Raw genomic sequence first — 20,463 nt, forward strand, 5'->3', positions numbered from 1 at the left:
CATTCGCCATTATCTTGACGTCAAGATAATGAGCGAGACCGCACCATGGCCCGCAATGCCGACTTGCTGCTGACTGCGATCGCCCCGGCCATCTGGGGCAGCACCTATCTGGTGACGACGGAGTTCCTGCCGCAGGGCTACCCGCTGACAGTGTCGATGCTGCGTGCGCTCCCGGCCGGGCTCCTGCTGCTGCTCGCCGTCAGACAATTGCCGCAGGGAATCTGGTGGGGGCGGGTTCTCCTCCTCGGCGCGCTCAATTTTTCGCTGTTCTGGTGGATGCTGTTCATCGCAGCCTATCGGCTGCCGGGCGGTGTCGCGGCAACCGTGGGCGCGATCCAGCCGCTCGTCGTCCTGCTTCTTGCCCGCCTGCTGCTCGGTTCCGCCATCCGCCCGCTCGCCATCGTCGCGGCCATGGCCGGCATGGCAGGTGTCGCGCTGTTGATTCTGACGCCGCAGGCTGCGCTCGATCCGCTCGGCATTGCGGCTGGTCTCGCCAGTGCGCTGTCGATGGCGGCGGGTACGGTCCTGAGCCGGCGCTGGCAGCCACCGGTCTCCCCCCTGACCTTCACCGCCTGGCAGCTGACCGCGGGCGGAGTGCTGTTGCTGCCGGTGGTCCTCTGGCTCGAGCCTGCGCCGCCGACATTGAATGGCACGAACGTCCTCGGCCTTGCCTATCTCGGACTGATCGGCGCTGCCCTGACCTATATCCTCTGGTTCCGCGGCATTGCCCGGCTCGGTCCTTCGACGGTTTCGCCGCTCGGCTTTCTCAGTCCGATGACGGCCGTGGTCCTCGGCTGGTCGGTACTGGGCCAGTCGCTCAGCCCGGTGCAGATCGCCGGCATGGCGATCGTCCTTGGCAGCGTCTGGCTGAGCCAGCGTGCTCAGCAGGCCGCGCCGGCGACCGTCGCAATGGCGGCAAAACACCAGGAGGCGTGACGGAGGTCACGCCTCAGGCATCAAGAATCTCGTCAATCGTCCCGGAACAGCTCTTCGTAGGCGAACAGTCCCTGATGGCCGCCGGTGTGCCAGAACACCACCGTCTCATCCGGCCTGAATGTGCCTCTCTGCACCAGCGAGAAGAGCCCGGCCATGGCCTTGCCGGTATAGACGGGATCGAGAAGGATGCCCTCCAGTCGCGCAACGCTGGTCACGGCCTCGAGCATCGCCACCGTCGGCTGGCCGTAGCCGGGCCCGATCTGCGAATCGTCGATGGTGATCGAGAGATCGGCAACGCTCTGGCTCCCAGCAAGCGCGAGCGTGTCGCGCGCCAGGCCGGCGACGATACCGCGAGCCTCTTCGGCCTGCCGCGAGACGCTGATGCCGTGGACCGCGCAGGCAAGGCCAAGCGTCTGCACGCCTGCAACGATGCCGGCATGGGTGCCGCCGCTGCCGGTCGCGAGCACGATATGGTCGATCTGTCGGCCTGCGGCCTTGGCCTGCCCGGCGAGTTCGACCAGCGCATCAAGATAGGCGAGCCCGCCCAGCGCATTGGAGCCGCCTATCGGAATGAAATAGGGGCGCCGGCCCTGTGCACGCAGCGCAGTCAGCGTCTGTTCGAGCGCCTCCATGGCGTCCTGCTCGGCGGACAGGACACGGATATCGGCGCCGAGCAATCGGTCGAGCAGGATGTTGCCATTGGCCCGATAGCTTGCGCCGCGTCCGCTGATTTTGTCGGTCAGGAGCAGAACGCAACCGAGGCCGTTTCTGGCAGCGGCCGCAGCCGTTTGCCGCGCGTGATTGGACTGGATGGCCCCGAGCGTGACCAGCGTGTCGGCTCCCTGCAGAAGCGCATCGCCGACGAGATACTCGAGCTTGCGGGCCTTGTTGCCGCCGCCGGCGAGACCTGTGCAATCGTCGCGCTTGATCAGAATCGACGGTGCAGGGCCATGACGTTGGAGTTCCTGCGACAGGCGGGGCAGATCCTCGAGGGGGGTCGGCAGGATCGCAAGTGGAGCCCGGCTCCGTTCCGCCAGTGACCAGGGCTTGTTCATGTCGCTTGTTCCTCACCGAACCTGGCATAACGTCGCCACAGCCCACCATAGCGGCCGTGCCGGAAAAGGCAGCAGCGCCGCCGCCGGGCAGCCATGCGAATTCGCCGATGAGCCCGGCTTCACGCCGCTGGCGACATCCGCGGCCTGCCGGTCACATTCTCCGCGAGATCCGCGGGTCGAGCTTGTCGCGCAGCCCGTCGCCGAGCAGATTGACCGCGAGCACGACCAGCGCCAGCGCGATCGCCGGGCAAAAGATCGTCCAGGGCGCGCGCGCCAGGTAGAGCCTGCTCGAGGCGATCATGTTGCCCCAACTCGGAGTTTCCGGCGGGACGCCGGCGCCGAGAAATGACAGCGACGCCTCGACCAGGATGGCCGATGCGCAGATATAGGTCGCCTGCACGATCAGTGGCGCGATGGTGCTCGGCATGATGTGAAGCACCAGAATCCGGGGGGTGCGCGCGCCGCAGGCAATGACGGCCTCGACAAAGGGGAGCTCGCGGACGCTGAGGACGATCGAGCGGACCAGCCGGACCACGCGCGGCAGTTCCGGAATGGCAATCGCGGCGACGACGATGCCGATACTGCCCTGGTTGAGCGCCACCAGCGCGATCGCCAGCAGGATCGCGGGGATCGCCATCAGCCCGTCCATCAGGCGCATGACAGCCGCATCGACCCAGCGGTAATAGCCCGCCATCAGCCCGATCGTCATGCCGATCAGCACCGAAATGGTTGCGACGCTGAGGCCGACGATCAAGGAAACGCGTGCACCATAGACCGTCCGGGCGAAGACATCCTGGCCGAGATGATCCGTTCCGAACCAGAACTGGGGTGAGGGCGGCAGCAGCCGGCGTGTGGGTACCTTCAGCATCGGATCCCCCGCGAGCAGTGGCGCAAGAAGGGCCACGGCCACGAAGAAGATCAGGATGGCGCCGCCGAGCAGCATCGTCGGATTGCGGCGCGCCAGGCGCCACAGGCGGTTGCCGAAAGTGCGACTGATGGGATCTGTGGCCGAGGCCGTGATCACGCTCATGGTCTTTGCCCCTTCATCTGTAGCGAATCCGGGGGTCGATCAATGAATAGGAGAGATCGACGAGCAGATTGACCAGGACATAAATGCCGGAGAACAGCAGGATCACACCCTGGATGATCGGATAATCGCGTTTCGAGATCGCATCGACGACCAGCCGCCCGATACCAGGAATGTTGAAGACGGTCTCCGTGATCACCACCCCGCCGATGAGCAGCGCCACGCCGATGCCGATGACCGTGACGATCGGCACGCCGGCGTTCTTGAGGGCGTGCTTCATCAGCATCGTGCGTGTCGTGACGCCCTTGGCCTTGGCCGTGCGGATGTAGTCCTCTTCAAGCACCTCCAGCATCGAGGCGCGGGTCATGCGCGCGATCAACGCGATATAGGCCAGGCCAAGCGTGACCGTCGGCAGGATCAGATGGAGGATCCACGGGCCGACGCCGTCTGCGAGCGATCTGTACCCCTGCACTGGAAGCCAGCGCAGCTCGATCGCGAAGATATAGATCAGGCTGTAGCCTACGACGAAGGCCGGCATCGAGAAGCCGAGCACGGAAAAGCCCATCAAGGCGCGGTCGACCAGGCTGCCGACGCGCCAGGCGGCAATCACGCCGAGGCTGACCGCGATGCTCACGGCGAAGAGCATGGTCAGCAGCGCCAGGGACAGCGTCGGCTCGAGCCGCTGGATGATCAGGACACCGACCGGCGTGTTCGAGAAGATGGAGACGCCGAGATCTCCTTTGATGACGCGCAGCGCCCAACGCCAGAACTGGACCAGGAGCGGATCGTCGAGCCCGAGCCGCTGACGAATGGCGACGATCTGCTGAGGCGTCGCATAATCGCCGGCGATGATCGCTGCCGGGTCGCCGGCCGAGAAATGCAGGAGCAGGAAGACGAAGATGCCGACAAGCGTCATCACCAGGATGGTCGATGCGAGCCGATGGGCGATGTAACTGAGCATGGGGTCGATCGTCCTCCCTCAGTTAAGACTAGCCGGAGACAGGCCGCGCGCCTGTCCTGCCGAGGCTTGGAAACGGACGGCTCAAGCCGCGCGTGAAGCGGAGCCTGAGCCGTTCGGGGTGTTCAAAGGAGCGTCTAGCCCTTCTTGACGTTCCAGAACGGGATCAGCTCCGGCATGCCGATCAGCCCGGTGAGATTGCGCAGCGCCGCGGGTTGGAACCATTGCCCGTAATACATGTGCGGCACGAAATCCCAGGCGTTCTGCTGCATGTCGCGCGCGATCTGCCGGCGCTCGGCATCACTCGATGCGGCCGCCCATTTGTCGCGGAAGGCTTCGTGCTTCTCGTCGGTCGGCCAGCCGAACCAGCCCTTCTCGCCATTGGCGGCGTGGCCGCTGAGCGCCACGGGATTGCCGAAGGCATTGACCGAGCCCGAGGTGAAGAAGACGTTCCAGCCGCCCTGGTCCGGCGGGCTCTTGACGGCACGCCGCGTGATGACCGCGCCCCAGTCCGAGGCCTGCAGAGAGACGTTGAAGCCGGCCTGGCGCATCCATTGCGCGATCAGGTTCGCAGCGTTGTTCATATAGGCGATGTTGGTGGCGTGCAGCACGACGACCGGGCGGCCGTCATAGCCGGATTCCTTGACGAGCTGCTTGGCCTTTTCGATGTTCTGGCCGCCCTTGAACCAGCCGATATTGGCGTCGTTCTCCATCGGTGTGCCCATGCCGAACAGGGAGGAGCAGCCCTTGAAGTATTTCTCGTCGCCGAAGGTCGCCTTCATCACCTCGGTCGGGTGAATGAGATGGAGCATCGCCTGGCGGGCCTTGACGTTGTTGAACGGCGGATGGAGCCAGTTGACGCGGCCCCAGCCGAGCTGCCCCTGCTTGTTCAGGACTTCGAGCTTGATCTCCTTCTCGCCTTCCAGCGAGGACAGCAGGTCGACATTCGGATACTCGATCATGTCGATCTCGCCGGCGCGTATCGCCGCGATTGCCGTTGCCTCGTCGGCGATGTTCTCGAAGACGACGCGGTCGACATTCACGACCTTGCCGCCGGAGGTGAAGACGGCCGGTTCAGAGCGGGGCACATAGGCTGCGTTGCGATCATAGACGTAGCGCTGGCCCTGGACGACCGCATCCTGATTGAACGTGAACGGTCCCGAGCCGATGATCGTCTGGATCTGCTGCATCGGGTCGGTCTGCGCTTCCTTCTCGCGCATGATGTAGCAGACATTGGTCGCCGCCTTGGCGAGCCATTCGACCGCCAGGCTGTAGGGTTCCTTCATCACGAGCTGGAAGGACTTGTCGTCCTTCACCGGAGTGTCGGCGAGGCGGGCCAGCATGTGCTGGCCGCCGCCGTCACGCGCGGCCCAGCGGCGGATCGAGGCGACGCAATCCCTGGCCGTTACCTGAGAGCCATCCGAGAAACGCAGGCCGTCGCGGAGTTCGAAATTATAGACCTTGCGATCGTCCGAGAGCGAATATTTCGAGACCATCTGCGGCTTGGGCTCGAACTTGTCGTCGACCCCGAACAGCGTGTCGTAGACCATGGCAGCGTGGTACGAGGTCATATTCGCGGTCGTCCAGACCGGATCGAAGACGCGAAGATCGCCATGCAGCACGGCGCGGATGGTGCGTGAGACGGCTGGTGTCGTCTGGGCCCTCAGGCGGGCAGGGGCGGCGGTAAGCGCTCCAGCGGCGAGACTGCCCTGGACGAATCTGCGGCGTGTGGTCGTCATGTCTCTCTCCCTCCAAGAGATGCCGAATGACCGCGAGCATTCGCTTCGTCTGGCCACCCTCGATGATCAAATCACGGTCAAGTCTCCTTCCACGCGGCCAGGCTCAGACGACGATGCGGCCGGGCGGCAGCGGGTCGTGCGGCCAGAGTGGCCGGGCGATCTTGCGATAGGGGTATTTGCGCACGTCGAGATGCGAGGGGCCGCCACCGTCGGTATAGATCACCGCACTGGCGATCGGCCCATAGGCGGCATGGAAATGGTTGGTCGACTTGACGCTGACGATGCGCTTCTGCGTCGGGTCGATGCCGACGCTGGTAAAAATCTCGAGCCCCAGGGCCTGCGTGCGATGCGACAACAGCGCGACGTCGATGCCGTCGATGCGGATGCCGACGGCATTGCCGATCGGAACCTTGGCCGTGCCGAAACTCTGGGTGCCGTTGCGGATTGCTCCGAGCACCGTGACGTCGCCGTCGACCGGCTGGCCCGAGGTCGAGGCCGCCTTGCCGCCGAAGCGCAGCGGGATGGTGGCGCCGACACCGGCGGTCAGGCAGAATTCGACGGCGACAGGGTCCCAGACAGGGCCGATCGCCGCATCGCGAATGCCCCGTTCCCGCAGGCGGTGGATGATGTTGGTATTGTCGGACGCCGCGCCGCCACCGGCATTGTCGGTCGAATCCGCAATGACGCTCGGGCCGTTGGCGGAACTGCCGAGAGCCCGGTCGAGCGCCTCGTCGAGCGGAACCACCGGCGGGGCGAACTGGCCTTTCAACGAGCGGAACTCCTCGCCGAGCCGGGCGGCGAGGGCGTCTCCGGCTGCCTTGGCGTTGTCGGTGACGACCAGGACCCGCGTGCCGATCTCCGGCACGTCGCCCTGCTGGAAACCGTGCGCCAGCGAGATCGACAGCACGCCGTCCTTGCCTTCGAGCGCGCTCATCCGGTCGACGAAGGAGCGGCCGGGCTCACGTGTGGTCGGCACCAGCTCGATCATCCGGCAGTCATAGAGCGACATCACCGGCTTGATCGTGCCGCGGATCGTCGCAAGGATGATGTCGACCAGTTCCTCGGCCCGCTCGACGAAGTCGATATGCGGATATTCCTTGTAGAGGATGATGGCATCCGCCAGCCGCACGCGCTTCTCGGTCAGGTGGCAATGCGGATCGAGTTCGACACCGATCGGCACTTGTGGACCGACGATGGCGCGGACATGTTCGAGAATATCGCCCTCGCAATCGTCATAGCCATGCGCGACCATGGCCCCGTGCAGTCCGAGCAGGACGCCGTCGATCGGCATTGCGGCCCTGAGCTGGCCAAGGATCTCGTCCCGCATCTCCTCATAATCGGCCTTGGCACAGGTTCCCGAGGGCTCGGCCCAGAAGCAGGAACCCTCGATCAGCGTGAAACCGTCGCGCCCTGCTCGCCGGCGTGCGACGTAAAGTGGCGCGGTGCAGTGCGTCGCCCGGTCAGGATGCTGGCCGGCGGGAAAATAGGCCGATGCCTCGAAGTTCGTGCGGGATGTCGGGATAGGCGAAAACGTATTCGTCTCGGTAGCAAGCGACGCGGCGAACAGACGCATAATCAGAGCCTTCCCGTTTCGTGCGGAAGCAAGCTCCGACGTCAGCAATGCGCCTGTCAAGCTGCGTCGCAGCAAGGGCGATCTGCTCTGTGGTGCCGGCAATCAGGATGATGCGCCTGGCGGCTATTGAAGGTGGCGATGGGGGCATCCGTTGTTCTACATCCTATCCGTGAAAACTCACTGGGCCGCGTTATCAAGGGTGTAGGAGCACTGCGAGCATTGGCTTTGGCCCTCCGGTCCTGCATCCAGAGGGCACGATCGCGCTCCAGACGACAACCGGACAACAGCTCGGTGGAACCGCCAGCCATTGGCGGCGTTAGCCAGCAGACGGTTCGAGGATCTGCCCATGAACAGCGCTCCAGTCCGCAGGCTGCTTATCGCTGGCGTGAGCGCGGTTGTTCTTGTGACGCCCGCCCATTCCGCCGGGTTCTTCGATGAGCTGGCCCGAGCTGTGTTCGGACGGCCGCCTCCACAGGTTTATCCGACTGCCCCTGAACCGCTGGACGTCACCGTTCGGCCGACCCGCCGTCAACCTCATCGGAAAGCCGTGGCGTCCAAGCCGCCGCCGCCCATCGTAAAGCTCGATCCCGCGACCGATCAGTATTGGTACCTGGACGACCCGACCCTGCGTCGCGGCGATATCGTCGTCACCCGCTCGGACGTCCTGGTCTTCGAGGGCCGTGCCAGTCAGAACCACAGCGCCAGCGATTTTGCTGCCCTCGGGAAGTCTCGCCTCGTATCCAGGTCAATCCAGCAGAGGGTCGAGGCGGCGGCAGGCGGTCGGAAGTTCGCGGAAGAACCCAGCCCACGGACCGTTGCTGAACGTGATCCAGCGAATTGACCTGCGGCGCGCCGCCTTGCGAGATCGACCCACGGAGCGCCGGACCCGATCGGGGCATGCTCAGCCGCTGACCGCGCGTGGCGGCAGACCGGCACTTGTCCCGCAGTGTTCGGGGCTGACGGAGAAATGCTGCTGATCCCGGCGGAGAGCGATATACTCGGCCTGATCGAGAGGAACGAGATCCGCAACAGGACCGCCTGACCCTATCCTGCTGCTGAACCGTTGAAATCCCAAAGAGGAGGACCCGGATCATGGCCGCCAAGGAGTTGAAGTTTTCTTCTGATGCACGCGATAATATGCTGCGCGGCGTCGAGATCCTGGCCAATGCCGTCAAGGTCACGCTTGGTCCCAAGGGCCGCAACGTCGTGATCGAGAAGTCATTCGGTGCGCCCCGCATCACCAAGGACGGCGTCGCCGTCGCCAGGGAAATCGAACTCGCCGACAAGTTCGAAAACATGGGCGCCCAGATGGTGCGCGAGGTCGCCTCAAAACAGCATGACGCCGCCGGCGATGGCACCACGACCGCAACTGTGCTGGCCCATGCCATCGTCCGTGAGGGGGCCAAGGCGGTCGCCGCCGGCATGAACCCGATGGATCTGAAGCGTGGCATCGACATGGCGGTCGAAGCTGCCGTGGCAGATTTCAAGAAGAACGCCAAGAAGGTCACCGCCAACAGCGAGATCGCGCAGATCGGCACCATTTCGGCCAATGGCGACACCGAGATCGGCCAGATGATCGCGCAGGCGATGAAGAAGGTCGGCAACGAGGGCGTCATCACCGTCGAGGAGGCAAAATCGCTGGAGATCGAACTCGACGTGGTCGAGGGCATGCGGTTCGACCGTGGCTATATCTCGCCCTATTTCATCACCGACGCGGAGAAGATGCGGGCCGAGCTGGAAGACGCCTATGTCCTGATCCACGAGAAGAAACTCTCTTCGCTCCAGGCCATGCTGCCGCTACTCGAGGCGGTGGTGCAAACGGGCAAGCCACTGCTGATCATCGCCGAGGACGTGGAAGGCGAGGCTCTCGCCACACTCGTCGTCAACAAGCTGCGGGGCGGCCTCAAGGTCGCGGCCGTCAAGGCTCCGGGCTTCGGCGATCGCCGCAAGGCCATGCTGGAGGATATTGCCATCCTCAGCGGCGGAACCGCCATTTCCGACGATCTCGGCATCAAGCTTGAGACTGTAACGCTCCAGATGCTCGGCCGCGCCAAGAGAATCATGATCGAGAAGGAGAGCACCACGATTGTCAACGGCGCCGGCAAGAAGAAGGAGATCGAGGCGCGCGTTGCACAGATCAAGGCTCAGATCGAGGATACAACCTCGGACTACGACCGTGAGAAGCTCCAGGAGCGCTTGGCCAAGCTCGCTGGCGGCGTTGCGGTGATCAGCGTCGGCGGTGCGACCGAAATCGAGGTCAAGGAGAAGAAGGATCGTGTCGATGATGCCATGCATGCGACCCGCGCGGCAGTCGAAGAAGGCATTCTGCCGGGTGGCGGCGTGCCGTTGCTGAGGGCGATGAAGGCGCTTGCCGCCGTCAAGCCGGCCAATGCCGACCAGAAAACCGGCGTGGAGATCGTGCGCCGCGCCCTGCAGGCCCCGGCCCGCCAGATCATCGAAAACGCCGGCGCCGACGGTGCGGTCATCGTCGGCAAGCTGATCGAGAAGGATGATTACAATTGGGGCTACAATTCCGCGACGGGAGCATATCAGGATCTTGTGGCGAACGGCGTGATCGATCCGGCCAAGGTCGTGCGGACCGCACTTCAGGATGCGGCTTCGATCGCTTCGCTGCTGATCATGACCGAGGCGATCATTGCCGAAACGCCGAAGAAGGAAGCGGCTCCGGCGATGCCGGGCGGCATGGATTTCTGAGGATCGGTGCAAGCTCGGAACTGCGGGGTGTCGCTCGCGAAAGAGCTGCGGATTGTCTGGCAGGTGCATCGCACCGTAGCGCTCCGGAGCGATCGCGCCCGACTGTTTGAACGGTGGCCGCTTTCGAACCGCGTTCTATCGGCCGCAGGGGATCGGTTGGTTGGATTGATAGCATCGAGCTTCGGCTTTTTTGCTCATCGCACCGAGAATGTCGCGGAGCACATGCTCAGACCCGGAATGACTGCCGGAGCCGACCAAGGGCGCGCCGCACAGATGGCGGGGCCTCGGCCGCTTGACGCTCCGTTCTCTTGAGACCGAGCTGAAGGAATGCAAGCACGCCCGCTTTCAAGCCCAAACGACGAGAGAGAAACGTCGCCATCGCCAGATTCCATAGGATGAGCGTCGCCGCGGTGCCGATCGCTGCGCCGTTCAAGCCGATCAGGGCGACCAGCGCGCCGCTGGCGGCCAAATTGACGATCGTGCTGGACACAAGCAGCACCGCGGCACTGCGCTCATGTCCCGTCATTGTCATGACGTGAAGCTGCGAGCCTCCCGCCGCGACAAGCACCTGGCCGACGAGGAGGATACGCAGCGCTGGCACGCCGGCCGCGTAATCCGCGCCGAACCAGCCAAAAAACTGTTCCGCGAAGACGAACAGCACAATGCCGATGAAACCCGAGGCCGCCAGTGTCCATGAGGCGGCCCTGGTGATCAGCCGCTGCAGCATGGCGTGCTCGTTCCTGGCGTGAAATCCCGAGATGGTTGGTGCGAACAGGGTGTTGATGGCGACCCGTGGCAGCCCAACCACGAAGGCAATATTGAACGCCAGGCTGTAGATTCCCGCGGCCTTCGTGTCCCCGAACCAACCTAGCACGATGACGCCGCTTCGGTTCAGGAGGGCTTCTGCCGCAGTCAGGATGACGAGCGGCAGGGCTGCCCGGCGCCAGCTCTCGGCCTCGTATGCCGGCTCGACGCCGTCTATGATGCGGGGGCGCAGCTTGCGCATGCCTAGAGTCGCGAACAGCAGCGCGATAATCGCGCCCACCAGTGTCGCTGATATCACCGCTGCAGCGTCGAGGGTCCAGCCCAGCCCCGCGCTGGCAAGGGCAACCAACCCGACCAGGACTCCATCTCGCATGACACGGTTTGGTGCAACCGCCCAGAGCACGCCGCCACATGCACGCACGATGGAACTGCGGATCCATAACAAGGCCAAGACGGGAACCAACAAGAGGCCGATGAGAAAGGTGTCTCTGAGTTGCGTCGAAACCTCCCGAGCAAGGACCACGTACGCGCCGGCGAGGATGATGGCGGCGCTGACGGCCATGGCCCTTCGTTCCGCGTAGCGGATCACTCCACGAAAAAGCGGCCAGGCGCATGCTGCCTCATAGGCGGGGAGAAATCGCAGGAGCGCCACGTCGAAGCCCAGCGCCGAGAAATAGGCGAGCACCGTAACCCAGGCCATGACATAGGCGTAGAGGCCATACGCATCGACGCCGACGAGCCGTGCGATCAAGAGCTGCGAGCAATAGGCGAGCCCGACACCCGCGCCATAGATGATGAAGGCGGCCAAGCCGCCACGGGCGACACGACTGACCGACCGGGTTTCGAGGTCGTCTTGAGGCATGACGTCACCTGTCATTCCCCGGGCGCGGGCTCGAGCTCGCTGCCCGGACGCGCGCTGCTACCCGCCACGCCCTCGCGGCATGGGCGTAGTACTTCCGGTGTTTCACCATCAGCTCGCCGGCATCGCCGAACCTGTACCGGGCGTGCTGCTTCAGATCGACCTGGGTCACGATTGCGGTCGGCAGCTCGCTCCATTCCTTCTCGGGGCAACCGGCGTCGCGGAGCAGGCGAACTGCATTCCTGACGACCTCGCGCGATTGCCCCCATTTCACGACAAACAGCACCTTGTCCGCCAGGGCGGGGAGCAGGCGCGCCTCCGTGATGCCAAGCAGAGGCGGGCCGTCGATGATCACGCAATCATAGCGGTCGCGAAACTGCTCCAGCAGCTGTGGGATCTGCTCGCTGGCAAAGGGTTCCAGGGGGTCTGCACCGCGCGGCATCGGCAGGTAATCGAGCCCAAGGCCGGGAACCGGCTGGATGAACTCCGCTGGCGGCCGGTTCTGGAGATGAAGGTCGCGGGTTTCACTCGCGGTCCGGCGGCAAAGCCGCCCCAGCAGTGATCTCCGCCGGAAATCAAGGTCAACCAAGAGTACGCGGCGACCGAGGCCGGACACATAGGTGGCGAGGCTCAGGGCAAGCGTCGTTCGTCCTTCCATTGGAATGCTTGAACTGATCAGGACAATTCTGGCGTCTTCGCTCTTCGCCACGATGTCCAGTGAAGCGGCCGCGGACCGTATCGCTTCCGAATAGGCCGAGAAGGGTTGCGCCAGCAGATACCGATGAGGACGTGCCCTGCTCCTTCGAGCAATCTTTGGTACGAGACCGATGCAGGGGATGCCGAGCGCCGCGCTGACATCGCGTTCACTGCGCAATCCGCAATCCAGGCGGTCAGCCATCACGGCAAACAGGCTGGCGCCAATCGCGCAGATGATCAAGGCTGGAAGGATGAAGAGGAGCGGATTGGAAGAACTCGGCCGCTCCGGTGCCTGCGCGAGGGAGAATACGCTGATGTCGGACGAAATGAATTCGATCTGACCCCGGATTTCATCTTGCCTACGTATGAGATTCATCAGGATTTGTGCCGCTGATCGTGTCCCCTCAGCTTCGTTTTTTAGGTCAGAAATGCGCTGGTCGAGCCTTGTCAACTCTGCGTTCATCCATGAACGGTTCTGCGCGTACTGGGCGTCGGCGTAAATCTGGGCTACCCGGTTTGCCAGTGTGGCCGCCTGCTGCGGGTTTTTCGACGTAATCCCCACCCTGATGACGCGCGAGCGACCCAGCTGGGTGATACTGGCGTTGCGTTCGAGTTGCTCGACGTTCAGACGCGCATCGCTTTGTCCGCGGAATCCGGTCCACAGTTTGAGGCGGCGCGTCAATTCGGTCGGGCTCAGGCCGCGCGCTGGGTTCGTGATCGCATCATCCGCCGCGCCGTCACCGACCGATGGCGACACGATGTCCGCAGACGGCGCGGTCCGCGCGGCTGCTCCGGATGACAGGCTGTCGAGCACCCGTGCCATCTGATCGCGCGAGCTCAGCATCGCGATGTGGGTGTTGATGTTTATTTCTTCTGCAGGCGACAGCGCCCGGCCGCCCGAGGACCCCTGCGGCGGCTCGACCACGAGCTGGGCAACGGCCGTGTATTTTGGTGGGATCGCCAACCCGACGAGGGCCGCCAGCATTGCGCCGAGGACGGAGGCCGTCAGAATCATCAGCCTCCGGCGATAGAGTACGCGGGCCACATCCAGAAAGGACTGGTCCTGGATAGCTGTTCGCGGAGCCAAGACTCGCACATCCGCGTCCCCGAGCTCGGCCGGCTGCGGACGGTTCGGCTCGGTCCTCTCGTTTCTAGGATGCTCATCGATGAGAGAGCGCAGCATGTCCCACCTTCAGCGGTTCGACTGGACAAAGCGGAGGTAATCGGCAGGCCGGGCGCGCAACCGAACCCGGCCGCGATTGCTTTCTTTGGGTGTGTGAAGAATTCCGTCGGCGTCACGCATGACCTCAGCTTTCGATCCGAGGGGAGGACTGGCGGGCGGTGCTGCCGGCCACCAGGCACATGGCGATCGCGAACCAGACGATCGGATGGCGAACGATGAAGTGAAAGGAGCTGAATACTGCGAGGCCGATCATCAGGATCGTGAGCCCGTCCAGTCTCGCATTCCAGGTCCCTGCGAGCACAACCGCTCCGAGCCCGGCCACGCTCAGGAGCCCGATCAGGCCGCTCTGCGTGAACAGATCGAGCAGGGTATTGTGGGCCTCGAAATTCGGCAGATGTGACTGTTTGGGGTTATTCGGATTCTCCTGGGCTTCCTCCGAAAGCGGTCCCATGTCGATCTGGAACGGATTCTTGAGATGGGGCCCCGGGCCCAGTCCCAGCATGGCCGATTCGAGGCCCCGATCGATCGCAGCGGCCCAGATGCCGAACCGGATGGAGGCCGAGCGCTCCGTGTCGGCTTCGTTGCCCCTGGCGACGAACCTGGCCGTGTCCACGGCCTCCTCTGCGATGGCATTGACGAGCGGAGCCGCAGCTATCACCCCGGCCGGAATCGCCAGGATCACGATCCAGGCAAAGGCGGATCGAACGGTCGACCGTCCCGGTCGGGTCCAGGACCGGAGTTTGAGCGCCAGATAGACCGGCACGCTGAAGGCGAGGACAAGTGCAAAGGAGTCACTCATCGAGAGCCGGCCAACGTAGACCGGCACGATGCCGCAGGCGAGCGCGGCAACCTTTCCGCCGGCTCTTGGCGCGAGCTCAGCCAAATGAAGCGACAATAACGCGAGCACCACGCAAAGCAGGGCAAGTTGGTTGGCGTTCGACGACCAGCCGCGGAAGCGCTCCCAATACCAGGGATCGACCCCGGAGATGCCAATCACGCCAAAGCCGCTCGCGATCTGGAGGACGAGAAATCCGGCGCCGAGCGAGACCACAAGCCAAGCCATGCGATGGAGGTGCGCTCCAGCGTCGGGCCCCACGACGATCAGGCAACTGACGATCGCCAGAAGCACGTAGGCCTTGACGCTATGCAGGAAGAGGTCCCTGTCGTGAACGTCCCCAATGACGTAGCCTGCCATCGTGCCGCTGCTCTGGGCCACGGCGAAAACCGCCCAGAAGATCAGCAACACCGCAAGCGGGCGGGTCATGGGTGGGCCGAGGCGGGCAGCTTCTCGGCCGAGCATCAAAAAAACCCAGGTCACCAGGAAGAGCTCGCCCGGTCCAACGGGAAGGCCAGTCGGCCTCAATTGCGAGGCGGTCGAGAGAAGCAGGCCCAAGGCCAGAAGAAGGTCCAGCAGCATGCTGAATCCTGCCTTCGATCGATGGGGGAAGATCACATGCGGGCGGGCCATGCGCTTCCCTCCCGCCTCAGTCAGCTGCCGAGCTGACGCGCATCTCGGCAGAGCTTGCGATCCCGCCCTTTGAAGCGATCGTCAGTGGAGCCTGGCGTAGGCCGTCGGCCAGTTTGTGGTAGAGAGAGGCGTATCGCTCGGTGATCGCCTCGAGATTGAATTCGCTCCGGACCAGCATGGCTGCCCGCGCGCCCATCACAGCGGCCGACTCGCGATCCTGCAAGAGTTCGAGAATTCTGGCGGCGAGTTGCCCCGGCGCGTGCGGCGCCACCAGGTAGCCATTCCAATCATCGCGGATGATATCGCGACAGCCGGGCATGCGGGTGGTCACGATCGGGCGCGATGCGGCGGCTGCTTCGAGCAGCGCGCGCGGAATGCCTTCGCGGTATTCTGTCGGCAGAACAAACACGTCGGCCATGCCGAGCAACGAAGGAACGTCGGAACGCGGGCCGATCGAGAACACATACGGCTTATGTCGGTCGATCTCCGCCTGCGTTACGGCGAGCGGGCCCTCGCTGTCCCGTGGCCCCACCAGCAGGAATCGCACATTGGGACGCTGTCGGTGGATCTCCGCCGCCGCCTCGAGCAGGGTTGGAATTCCCTTCTGCCGCGTCAGGCGCGAGACCGTGACGACGGTTTCGTGGCCGCCGACTCCGAGCTCCTGGCGAAGTGCCTCCGGCGACGGCCCGTCCGCAATCGCCCGATCGAAGCGAGGGAGATCGACCCCGGATCCAGGGATCAAGTGCCCGGTGCCGGGACCCATCAAGTTATGTCGTTCGAAGAACGCCTGGTCGTCGACGTTCTGGAATACGGTCGCTGTCGTCCAACGTGCCGCCAACTGCTGGAGCGCGCGCCAGACCGGACGAAGCAACAATGCCTTCGGCGAGCGTGATGAATAGAGATAAGCCAGCCCGTTGATCGTTACGACAACGCTGAGCCTCGGAATGCCTCTGGCAGCCAACGGGACCAACAGGCTCGGCTTCGTGTCGAAGCTCTGTACAATCTCCGGACGTAGATCGGTGATCAGCTTCGCCAGGGCTTTGCGTGCAGCCAGATCCGCCAGCGGAGCGACGAACCGATCAAAATGAAAGGGATGGTAGTCGATCCCTGCACGCGCGAACGGCGTCGGATCCGCTGTAGCTGCTGCGCTCACCCGAAAGCCGCGTTCGCGCAGCGCGAGCAGGAATGGAATGCGTAGGGCATGGTCCTCTCCGCCGATGCACAGGACGTGCTGCGTCATGTGAATGCCCCACGGTTTGATCGGGCAGGATCGGACGCTTTGAGAGGCCTGGCCGTCACCTTGCGCGAACGTTCAGTCATCGCTGCATGCCCTTGGGTGGGCAGGGTTTCGCAGCCCCTGCCGGCGGCAATACTTCTGCCTGAAACAAATATCACAGCGGAACAAGCGTGCGTTCGCGTATGAGGGGTATACCTCTTTCGAGTTAGGCAGAGGCGTTTGGTCTCCGCTAAGTCGATTGATGTCGATCATTTCCGTTGGATAACTGCGAGCGGCAACGAATAGAACGGCAATGACGCGGCTTTCGACCGAACGACAAGTACGTCGTTGGCATCCAACTGGCGAATACTGGTCATAGATCGAATTAGTCACACGGCCCGAGCGCAGGGGCGGCTAAGATCGCAGGCATCGAAGTGAGGGGCCGACATCGCTCCAGGTCACGCAAGGTGAGTGGAATCAGGCGGTGCGGTCGACGGAGATCTGATGCCGGGGAGATAGACGATGTCCATGACGACACCGCGAAGGTCGCCGACCTGGTTTGCGACGCCGGCTCTGCCTCACAGCCTCACCATGCTGGTTCCGCCATTGGGGACGGTTCTGCGTGTCGCAACCGATATTGCTTCGATCTGGACGGCGTTCCTGTTCGGCTGGATCGTCGTCGAAGACCGCGACATGTCTTCGCTGGTCTCATTCGAGTCATTGCACTCGGTACTGCTGGTCGCCTCCTGCACGATACTGGCGCTCATCGTCTCCACCGGATGTGGTCTCTATTCCCGAAGCTATCACATTAGCCTGTCGACGAAACTTCGCCGTATCGGCTGCGTGAACGTCACGTTTTTCGTCGCAGTCGGCGCGGTTCTGCTGCTTACAGAACAGTCGAGCGTGCTTACTTTTCCCTTGTTGGTCACCACTGCCCTGGGATCGATGCTCCTGCTTTCACTTGCGCGCGTGGTGTCCTTCGTTCTGCGTTCAGAAGACCGGGCTCTGCGTCTGGAAGCCCGGCGCGCGAGCGACATCCCGGACGATCATCATCCGCTCGATGCTTCCGACACCAACGTGCTCGTGATCGGTGGTGGCGGCTATATCGGTTCGGCGCTTGTCGAGAAGTTGCTCAACCAGGGCTTCCGAGTTTCTGTTCTGGATGCCATGCATTTCGGCGATGAGGCGCTCTCGCGTGTTTGGGGGCACCCGAACTTCACGCTGATCCGAGAGGATTTCCGTCACATTGAGGCGCTGACCCGTGCGGTGAGCGGAGCGGGGTCGGTGATCCATCTCGGTGGGCTGGTGGGCGATCCGGCATGCGCTTTCGATGCCGATCTGACAGTCGACGTCAACGTGACGGCAACCAAGGTGATCGGCGAGATCGCCAAGGCGCGCGGCGTGCGCCGCTTCATCTTCGCCAGCTCCTGCTCCGTCTACGGAGCAAATGACGATGTGGTGGATGAAGAATCGAGCTTTAATCCCCAGTCGCTCTACGCACGCAGCAAAGTAGCGTCCGAAGCAGTTCTTTGGGGCCTCAGCGATCACAATTTCTCCGTAACCTGCCTGCGGTTCGCCACGATCTACGGCATCTCAGGCCGGACGCGGTTCGACCTGGTCGTCAACCTGCTCTGCGCGAAGGCCGTTCGGGACGGGCTGATTACGGTCTTCGGCGCGGATCAGTGGCGTCCATTCGTGCATGTTGAAGACGTGGCGCATGCGGTCACCCTGGCGTTGGAAGCCCCGGCTCATCTGGTAGCGGGCGAATGCTTCAATGTTGGAAGTGACGAGCAGAATTATACGCTCGGTGAGATTGCCGAGCTGATCAACAAGCAGGTCCCGGATGCCGTGATCACCTCGGACGATACATTCGTCGACAAGCGCAACTATCGCGTCTCCTTTGCGAAGATCCGGTCCCGGCTCGGGTTCGTGCCACGCTGGACGATCGAACGCGGCATTGCACAGGTCATTGGCCTCGTACGCTCCAACCAAGTCGGCCACTATTCTCTGCCGACATACAGCAACGCCCTCTATCTGAAGGAACATGGAACCAAGAGCTTTGCAGATTTCAAAATCACAGGCTGGGAAACCGAGTTGATGAATCTGCATAGAATTGTCCGCAATGAGGTGAATTGATCTTCGGAATCGTGGGAAAAACCATGCAAAATGTTCAGACCAATGCACTGCATTCGGACTTCTGCCAGCCGACCAACCTCAAAATTTCATCTGGGGCTAAGGCAATACAAGCACCAACCGAGATCTCGAGCATTCCATGCTTCCGCCCCCTCATCGGGGAGAAGGAGATCGAAGCGGTAACGGCTGTGCTGCGATCAGGATGGCTCACCACCGGGGCGAAGGCGCGCGAGTTCGAGCAGAGTTTCGTGGATTTCATGGGGGGCGACGTCGAGGCGATCGCGGTCAATTCGGCCACCGCTGGCCTCCACCTTGCCGCGGAGGCGTGTGGCATCGGGCCCGGCGACGAAGTCCTCGTGCCGACGCTCACCTTTACGGCGACGGCCTCGGTCATCCGCCATCTTGGGGCGGAAGTCGTGCTCGTCGATGTCGAGGAAGGCACGTTGTGCATCGATCTCGAGCAGGCCGCGCGGCGGCTGACACCGCGCTGCAAGGCGATCATACCGGTTCATTTTGCCGGCTATCCCTGCGACATGGCCAAGGTGTTGGATTTCGCCCGACGCCACGGCCTGCGCGTGATCGAGGATGCCGCGCATGCCCTGCCGACGCGCAGCGATGGTCGCCTGATCGGCTCCTGGGAGTCCGACGCAACCGTGTTCAGCTTCTATGCGAGCAAGCCGATCACCACCGGCGAAGGAGGCATGGTCGTCACACGGGATCCGAAGATTGCGGCGCGGGCGCGTACCATGCGCACCCACGGACTTGATCGTGACGCCTTCGACCGGTTCCGCAAGGTTGGAGCCTCGTGGTCCTACGACGTCGTCGCGCCGGGGTTCAAGTGCAACCTCACCGATGTTGCGGCCGCTGTCGGGGTGGTCCAGCTCTCGCGGGCTGGGGCGCTCCAGGCGTCGCGCCAGCGGGCGGCGGAACGCTACTTCGAAAAGCTGGCCGACCTGCCGGTCGAATGCCCAACGCCCGCACCTCCACGTGGTTTGCATGCCTGGCACATGTTTCCGATACGGGTTCATGAAACCGCATCCGCCAACCGTGACATGCTGATCGCAGGGTTGGCAGCCGAACACATTGGCACGTCGGTCCACTACCGACCTCTGCACGAGATGACCTACTGGCGGGAACGCTACGGCTGCAAACCCGACGATTTTCCCGTCGCGAGCCGTTACTTCGCCGGTGCAGTGACGTTGCCGCTGTTCCCGGGCATGACCAACGACGAGGTCGACCGTGTCGTGGACGCGACCCGCAACATCCTGGAGTGACGCGCGATGTCTGGTCGCGAGGATCGCCGTTCGATCGCACCGCCGTTACCGATAACGCTCGCATTCAAGCGAACGCTGGATGTCGTCGGCTCGGCTCTCGGCCTCATCATGCTATCGCCGATATTCCCGATCGTCGCGATTGCGATCAAACGCGATAGCCCCGGCCCGATCTTCTTCAGGCAGGACCGGGTCGGTCGCGATGGCCGCGTGTTCCAGATCTATAAATTTCGGTCGATGGCAGTGAGGCCGGTGAGCGGCGTGGCGCTCACCCTGCGCGGGGACAAGCGGGTTACGCATGTCGGCGCCTTTCTCAGGAGGTCGAAGCTCGACGAGCTGCCGCAGCTCATCAATGTCCTGTCCGGCGACATGTCCCTGGTCGGTCCCCGTCCCGAGGTGCCCGAGTTCATGGAGTTCTACTCGCCGGAGCAGCGCGCCATAATTCTCTCCATGCGGCCCGGCATAACCGATTACGCCGCTATCCTGTTTCGTGACGAGAGTTCCCTGCTCGACCGGGACGACGATCCTGTCGCCCTTTACCGGCACAAGATCATGCCAATCAAGTTCGGCTATTACGAGCGCTACAGCCGTGACATTGGCGTGTTGACCGATCTGCGCATCACGCTGGCGACCATCGTGCTGCTGCTGGTCGGGCAGGTTCCCCGCTGGTTGGGGATCGAGAGCGAGCTGCCGGTCGCTTCGGTGCCGGCATCCGGGGAAGCAAGTGGGCAACTGGACCCACCCCGCATGGCATAGCAGGCAGCGCCGCTATCGATCAGAGCCAGGAGCGAAAGCCGGCAAGCTCACGCTGATTGAGCAGGGGGCGCCAAGCTCACGCCGCAGCGCTCAATGCAACCAGGCGTGATCCG

General features: G+C 63.3%; 15 protein-coding genes. 6 read left to right on the forward strand and 9 right to left on the reverse strand.

What is annotated here, in order from left to right:
- Positions 1-45: 45 nt before the first annotated feature.
- Entirely contained in the window at positions 46-936 is an 891-nt protein-coding gene (locus tag FG93_RS13490) for an EamA family transporter (protein ID WP_043235035.1), read from the forward strand.
- A gap of 32 nt (positions 937-968) precedes the next feature.
- Here FG93_RS13490 and FG93_RS13495 read toward each other — a convergent pair whose 3' ends face one another.
- From FG93_RS13495 to FG93_RS13515, 5 genes are all read right to left on the reverse strand, one after another.
- The gene (locus tag FG93_RS13495) at positions 969-1,991 is read right to left on the reverse strand and encodes a D-cysteine desulfhydrase family protein (RefSeq protein WP_043235036.1); all 1,023 of its coding nucleotides are present in this window, start codon (positions 1,989-1,991) and stop codon (positions 969-971) included.
- A gap of 151 nt (positions 1,992-2,142) precedes the next feature.
- Complete coding sequence (locus FG93_RS13500; protein WP_043235037.1) at positions 2,143-3,021, reverse strand: ABC transporter permease; 879 nt, start codon at positions 3,019-3,021, stop codon at positions 2,143-2,145.
- 13 nt (positions 3,022-3,034) lie between these two features.
- Positions 3,035-3,979, reverse strand: coding sequence for an ABC transporter permease (locus FG93_RS13505; protein WP_043235039.1), 945 nt, complete (start codon positions 3,977-3,979; stop codon positions 3,035-3,037).
- Between the two features lie 134 nt (positions 3,980-4,113).
- Positions 4,114-5,715 carry an ABC transporter substrate-binding protein gene (locus tag FG93_RS13510; RefSeq protein WP_043235041.1) on the reverse strand — a complete coding sequence of 534 codons (1,602 nt, stop codon included), beginning with the start codon at positions 5,713-5,715 and terminating at the stop codon, positions 4,114-4,116.
- Between the two features lie 103 nt (positions 5,716-5,818).
- Positions 5,819-7,288 carry a M81 family metallopeptidase gene (locus FG93_RS13515; RefSeq protein WP_043235043.1) on the reverse strand — a complete coding sequence of 490 codons (1,470 nt, stop codon included), beginning with the start codon at positions 7,286-7,288 and terminating at the stop codon, positions 5,819-5,821.
- Positions 7,289-7,634: 346 nt separating this feature from the next.
- Here FG93_RS13515 and FG93_RS32395 point away from each other — a divergent pair, with 346 nt between their 5' ends.
- Positions 7,635-8,129, forward strand: a complete 495-nt coding sequence (locus FG93_RS32395; RefSeq protein ID WP_152579425.1) for a hypothetical protein — start codon at positions 7,635-7,637, stop codon at positions 8,127-8,129.
- Between the two features lie 251 nt (positions 8,130-8,380).
- On the forward strand, positions 8,381-10,003 hold the full coding sequence (gene groL, locus FG93_RS13525; protein ID WP_043235046.1) for a chaperonin GroEL: 1,623 nt from the start codon (positions 8,381-8,383) through the stop codon (positions 10,001-10,003).
- A 226-nt stretch (positions 10,004-10,229) separates the two neighbouring features.
- Here groL and FG93_RS13530 read toward each other — a convergent pair whose 3' ends face one another.
- The 4 genes from FG93_RS13530 to FG93_RS13545 all read right to left on the reverse strand — a co-directional run bounded on the left by FG93_RS13530 (position 10,230) and on the right by FG93_RS13545 (position 16,214).
- Positions 10,230-11,630 carry an oligosaccharide flippase family protein gene (locus tag FG93_RS13530; RefSeq protein ID WP_081881527.1) on the reverse strand — a complete coding sequence of 467 codons (1,401 nt, stop codon included), beginning with the start codon at positions 11,628-11,630 and terminating at the stop codon, positions 10,230-10,232.
- Positions 11,631-11,634: 4 nt separating this feature from the next.
- The gene (locus FG93_RS13535; protein ID WP_052513720.1) at positions 11,635-13,506 is read right to left on the reverse strand and encodes a Wzz/FepE/Etk N-terminal domain-containing protein; all 1,872 of its coding nucleotides are present in this window, start codon (positions 13,504-13,506) and stop codon (positions 11,635-11,637) included.
- Positions 13,507-13,630: 124 nt separating this feature from the next.
- Positions 13,631-14,923, reverse strand: coding sequence for an O-antigen ligase (locus FG93_RS13540; protein WP_043235047.1), 1,293 nt, complete (start codon positions 14,921-14,923; stop codon positions 13,631-13,633).
- A gap of 67 nt (positions 14,924-14,990) precedes the next feature.
- Positions 14,991-16,214, reverse strand: a complete 1,224-nt coding sequence (locus tag FG93_RS13545; RefSeq protein WP_052513721.1) for a glycosyltransferase family 4 protein — start codon at positions 16,212-16,214, stop codon at positions 14,991-14,993.
- 498 nt (positions 16,215-16,712) lie between these two features.
- On the opposite strand from FG93_RS13545, the gene FG93_RS13550 reads away from it, so the two are divergent.
- The 3 genes from FG93_RS13550 to FG93_RS13560 are packed head-to-tail and all read left to right on the forward strand — an operon-like array spanning position 16,713 to position 20,350.
- Positions 16,713-18,326, forward strand: a complete 1,614-nt coding sequence (locus FG93_RS13550) for an NAD(P)-dependent oxidoreductase (protein WP_244448603.1) — start codon at positions 16,713-16,715, stop codon at positions 18,324-18,326.
- On the forward strand, positions 18,323-19,597 hold the full coding sequence (locus tag FG93_RS13555; RefSeq protein ID WP_244448604.1) for a DegT/DnrJ/EryC1/StrS aminotransferase family protein: 1,275 nt from the start codon (positions 18,323-18,325) through the stop codon (positions 19,595-19,597). Before FG93_RS13550 ends, FG93_RS13555 begins: the two co-directional genes overlap by 4 nt.
- 6 nt (positions 19,598-19,603) lie before the next feature.
- Positions 19,604-20,350 carry a sugar transferase gene (locus FG93_RS13560; RefSeq protein WP_052513722.1) on the forward strand — a complete coding sequence of 249 codons (747 nt, stop codon included), beginning with the start codon at positions 19,604-19,606 and terminating at the stop codon, positions 20,348-20,350.
- The last annotated feature ends 113 nt before the right edge of the window (positions 20,351-20,463 follow it).

The organism is Allobosea sp. LC85, from assembly GCF_000735605.1.
In the GTDB taxonomy this organism is placed as follows: domain Bacteria; phylum Pseudomonadota; class Alphaproteobacteria; order Rhizobiales; family Beijerinckiaceae; genus Allobosea.

Excerpts from the sequence above, each read along its gene's own strand:
- FG93_RS13545 (WP_052513721.1), bottom strand. The coding sequence starts at position 16,214 with ATGACGCAGCACGTCCTGTGCATCGGCGGAGAGGACCATGCCCTACGC.
- FG93_RS13530 (WP_081881527.1), bottom strand. The coding sequence starts at position 11,630 with ATGCCTCAAGACGACCTCGAAACCCGGTCGGTCAGTCGTGTCGCCCGT.
- FG93_RS13490 (WP_043235035.1), top strand. The coding sequence starts at position 46 with ATGGCCCGCAATGCCGACTTGCTGCTGACTGCGATCGCCCCGGCCATC.
- FG93_RS13540 (WP_043235047.1), bottom strand. The coding sequence starts at position 14,923 with ATGCTGCTGGACCTTCTTCTGGCCTTGGGCCTGCTTCTCTCGACCGCC.
- FG93_RS13510 (WP_043235041.1), bottom strand. The coding sequence starts at position 5,715 with ATGACGACCACACGCCGCAGATTCGTCCAGGGCAGTCTCGCCGCTGGA.
- FG93_RS13495 (WP_043235036.1), bottom strand. The coding sequence starts at position 1,991 with ATGAACAAGCCCTGGTCACTGGCGGAACGGAGCCGGGCTCCACTTGCG.
- FG93_RS13505 (WP_043235039.1), bottom strand. The coding sequence starts at position 3,979 with ATGCTCAGTTACATCGCCCATCGGCTCGCATCGACCATCCTGGTGATG.
- FG93_RS13550 (WP_244448603.1), top strand. The coding sequence starts at position 16,713 with ATGTCCATGACGACACCGCGAAGGTCGCCGACCTGGTTTGCGACGCCG.
- FG93_RS13560 (WP_052513722.1), top strand. The coding sequence starts at position 19,604 with ATGTCTGGTCGCGAGGATCGCCGTTCGATCGCACCGCCGTTACCGATA.
- FG93_RS13515 (WP_043235043.1), bottom strand. The coding sequence starts at position 7,288 with ATGCGTCTGTTCGCCGCGTCGCTTGCTACCGAGACGAATACGTTTTCG.
- FG93_RS32395 (WP_152579425.1), top strand. The coding sequence starts at position 7,635 with ATGAACAGCGCTCCAGTCCGCAGGCTGCTTATCGCTGGCGTGAGCGCG.
- FG93_RS13500 (WP_043235037.1), bottom strand. The coding sequence starts at position 3,021 with ATGAGCGTGATCACGGCCTCGGCCACAGATCCCATCAGTCGCACTTTC.
- FG93_RS13535 (WP_052513720.1), bottom strand. The coding sequence starts at position 13,506 with ATGCTGCGCTCTCTCATCGATGAGCATCCTAGAAACGAGAGGACCGAG.
- groL (WP_043235046.1), top strand. The coding sequence starts at position 8,381 with ATGGCCGCCAAGGAGTTGAAGTTTTCTTCTGATGCACGCGATAATATG.